Origin of the sequence: Luteococcus sp., assembly GCF_043424415.1 — a bacterium.
Taxonomy (GTDB): Bacteria; Actinomycetota; Actinomycetes; order Propionibacteriales; family Propionibacteriaceae; genus Luteococcus.
In genome coordinates, this window is sequence record NZ_JBHWOO010000279.1 from 1 (window position 1) to 3,437 (window position 3,437).

The 3,437-nt window shown below is 70.4% G+C and carries 4 protein-coding genes; 3 read left to right on the forward strand and 1 reads right to left on the reverse strand.

Annotated elements, in window-relative coordinates:
* Nucleotides 1–1,266, forward strand: a 1,266-nt coding sequence (gene ligA, locus ACHFFZ_RS15805) for an NAD-dependent DNA ligase LigA (RefSeq protein ID WP_394277560.1), incomplete at its 5' end; no start/stop codon positions are given.
* Nucleotides 1,266–1,436 carry a hypothetical protein gene (locus ACHFFZ_RS15810; protein WP_394277561.1) on the forward strand — a complete coding sequence of 57 codons (171 nt, stop codon included), beginning with the start codon at nt 1,266–1,268 and terminating at the stop codon, nt 1,434–1,436. The genes ligA and ACHFFZ_RS15810, both read left to right, overlap by 1 nt.
* Before the next feature lie 342 nt (nt 1,437–1,778).
* Here ACHFFZ_RS15810 and ACHFFZ_RS15815 read toward each other — a convergent pair whose 3' ends face one another.
* A complete protein-coding gene (locus ACHFFZ_RS15815) occupies nt 1,779–3,044 on the reverse strand; it encodes a GNAT family N-acetyltransferase (protein ID WP_394277562.1) in 1,266 nt (421 codons plus the stop codon).
* An 85-nt stretch (nt 3,045–3,129) separates the two neighbouring features.
* Here ACHFFZ_RS15815 and ACHFFZ_RS15820 point away from each other — a divergent pair.
* Nucleotides 3,130–3,437, forward strand: a 308-nt coding sequence (locus ACHFFZ_RS15820) for an RpiB/LacA/LacB family sugar-phosphate isomerase (protein ID WP_394277563.1), incomplete at its 3' end; no start/stop codon positions are given.

Consider the following 3,437-nt stretch of genomic DNA (forward strand, 5'->3'; position numbering starts at 1 on the left):
CCCTGCGAACACCGCCACGACCTCAGCCATGAGATCGACGGCATCGTCGTCAAGGTCGATGCCCTCGCGGAACAGGACCGCCTCGGCTCCACGTCCCGGGCCCCCCGCTGGGCAATCGCGTACAAGTACCCGCCGGAGGAGGTCAACACCAAGTTGCTCGACATCGCGGTCAATGTCGGCCGCACCGGGCGGGTGACACCCTTCGGCGTGATGCAGCCGGTGAAGGTGGCCGGATCGACGGTCTCGATGGCCACCCTGCACAACGCTTTCGACGTCAAGCGCAAGGGCGTCCTGATCGGCGACACCGTCGTGCTGCGCAAGGCCGGCGACGTCATCCCCGAAATTCTCGGCCCGGTGGTGGAGCTGCGCGACGGCAGCGAGCAGGAGTTCGTGATGCCCACCCACTGCCCCTCCTGCGGCACGCAGCTGCGCCCCGAGAAGGAGGGGGACAAGGACATCCGCTGCCCCAACTCGCGCAGCTGCCCCTCCCAGCTGCGCGAACGGCTGTTCAGCCTTGCCTCGCGCTCGGGTCTCGACATCGAGGCGCTCGGCTTCCAGGGCGCGGATGCGCTGCTGGCCTCGGGTGTTCTGGCCGACGAGTCCGCCCTGTTCGACCTGACCCAGGACGACCTGCGACGCGTCCCCTTCTACACCCGGGCCGCCAACTCCAAGGACAGGCCCGAGGCGGTCGTCGACGGACGGGTGCTGTCGGCCAACGGACTCAAGCTGCTCGACAACCTCGCCAAGGCCAAGGAACAGCCGCTGTGGCGGGTGCTGGTGGCGCTGTCCATCCGGCACGTCGGCCCCACCGCGGCTCGTGCCCTGGCCACCCGCTTCGAGTCGCTGGACGCGATCAGCGCCGCCAGCGTCGAGGAGCTGGCCGACACCGAGGGCGTCGGCCAGGTGATCGCCGAGGCAGTCGTGGAATGGTTCGCCGTGGACTGGCACCGCCAGATCGTCGAGCGCTGGCGCGCCGCGGGGGTGCGGATGGCCGACGAACGTGACGAGTCCGTCGAACGCACCCTCGAGGGCCTGACGATCGTGGTGACCGGCGGGCTGGAGGGCTTCACCCGCGACAGTGTCAAGGAGGCCATCATCAGTCGTGGTGGCAAGGCCTCTGGCAGCGTGAGCAAGAAGACCGACTACGTGGTGGTGGGGGAGAATGCCGGATCCAAGGCCGCCAAGGCCGAGGAGCTCGGGCGCCCGATCCTCGACGAGGCGGCCTTCGTGAAGCTGCTGGCCGGCGGACCGGGGGCACTGGAGTGATGGGCGAGGATTCGCGCGACCCGTCGACCCGCGAGCACGAGTTCGCCGACCGGCTCAGTATGGCGATCGCCACCCGGGGGCTGACCCGGGAGCGCATCCGACAGCACCTGGGGGGCCGTGGCGCGCAGGTCTCAACGACAACCCTCAGTTACTGGTCCACCGGGCGTTAGCAGCCCACCCGGGGCAAGTCCATCAAGGACCTGGGGGAGGTGGCCATGGCCTCCTACGGCTGGCCTTCCGCAACAACGGCGACACCCAGGCCAGCGTCGGGCTGGGACTGACCCGGTCGCTGGAGCGTCTGGTGCTGGAGGCATGTTTCGACGGCGAGCTGCCGGCCCGCCCGGGGCGCACCTTCACCCAACCGGGTGGGGGCGAGGCCACGACCATCGACAAGCCCATCTACCTGCACGAGGGTACCGCCCAGGTCGCCATGGTGCACCCCGCCCCCGGCTGCACTCCATCGCCTGGCAGTGGTGAGACCCGCCCGGCTGTGTGTTGGGGTCCGCGCCGCCTCAGAAGAGCACCACATTGCGGGCTGGCTCGTCCACGGCGAACAGGTGGGCCAGGGCACGGGCCGCCTCGGGCGCGGCGGTGATGCGCTGTGCCGCCACCAGGGCCGGTACGCGCCCGGCACCGAAGTAGAGCTCGCCGAGCACGTCGATGCCCATCCGGGCCTCGGCGCGCTCCTCCTCGGGGGAGTCCGAGAGCTGTTCGACCCGGGCGTGGCCGTCGCTGACGGTGACCCGCCAGGTGCCGGGAGTGATCCCGAGAGGGTCGTCGACGGCCAGGACGATGCTGCCGTCGTGGTCCCAGCCACGGACCCGCAGCATTTCGGCCACGTCGAGGATGCGCAGCCAGATCTGGTCCGACTCGCCCGTGGTCCTCACCAGCCGGTGGTCCACCAGGGCCTCGCGCAGCGCACTGGCAGGGGAGAACTGGTGCACGACGGCCTTGGTCACCAGGTCGATGTTGGTCAGGTACTGCCACAGCGCCAGCTCGGCGTCGCCGTCGGCCACCATCCACTGCACGGTGAGCTTGTCCGACTCGTCGCCGAGGGTGAACACGACCGCACCGACGGGACGGGTGCCTTCCAGCGCGATGGCGGCGCGCAGGCTGGTGGCCTCGGCCTGCTTCTCCCAGTCGTACTCGCCGCTCCAGCCGACGCGGTGGTGGGCCATCGGTTCGTGGGCGCCGCGGTGGCGGGCGAGGAAGTCCTCCAGCAGGTCGGCCACCAGGCCGCTGGCCGTGGAGGGGTCGGCCGCCTCGACGGTGGCGCGCGGCTCGTGGCGCAGCTGGAAGCGGCCATCGAGGGCCACCTCGACCGACTGGCGGCGAAGCGCCACCCCGAAGCCGAAGCGGCCGTAGATGCCGGCCTCGCTGGCGGTCAGGCTGGCGACGGGGCGTCCGTCGGCGCGGGTCTGGGTGAGTTCGTCGGCCATCATCCGGCGCAGCAGGCCCTTGCGGCGGTCGGTGGTGCGCACCGTGACGTCAGTGATGTAGCGCGCGGTGACCAGCTGTCCGCCGACATTGATGCGGTGGTCGAGACTGCCGAGTGTGGCCACCGGCAGCGATCCCATGCCGAGTTCGTCCAGGGGCTGGTCGCGGTGCACCGATCGCCACCGCTGCCCGTCGGCGCTGGCCGCCGCCCACCATCGGCGGGTCGTCTCGTCGCTGCCGCGGCCCTCGTTGAAGCCGAGCCTGACGGCGGCCAGCCAGTCCCTGGTCCGGTCGTCGAGTTCTCCACCGGCGGTGCGTTCGCTGAAACGGTAGGCGTCCATGACCTCGACGCTACCCACAGGCCGTGGGGCAGGCCAGCACATTTCGGCGGCCACGGCCCGTCGCGGAGTCTGGAAGACTGGCGCCATGCGCGTACACATTGCCACCGACCACGCCGCCTTCGAGCTCAAGGAGTACCTGCGCGAGCAGCTCACCTCCGCCGGCCATGAGGTCGTCGACCACGGCGCCACCTCCTATGACGCCGAGGACGACTACCCCGACACCTGCATCCCCTGTGCGGAGGCGGTTGTCGCCGATCCCGAGAGCCTGGGCATCGTGCTGGGCGGATCGGGCAATGGGGAACAGCTGGCCGCCAACCGGGTCAAGGGATGCCGCGCGATCCTGGCCTACAGCACCGAGATCGCCAGCCTGGGCCGCGAGCACAACAATGAGCC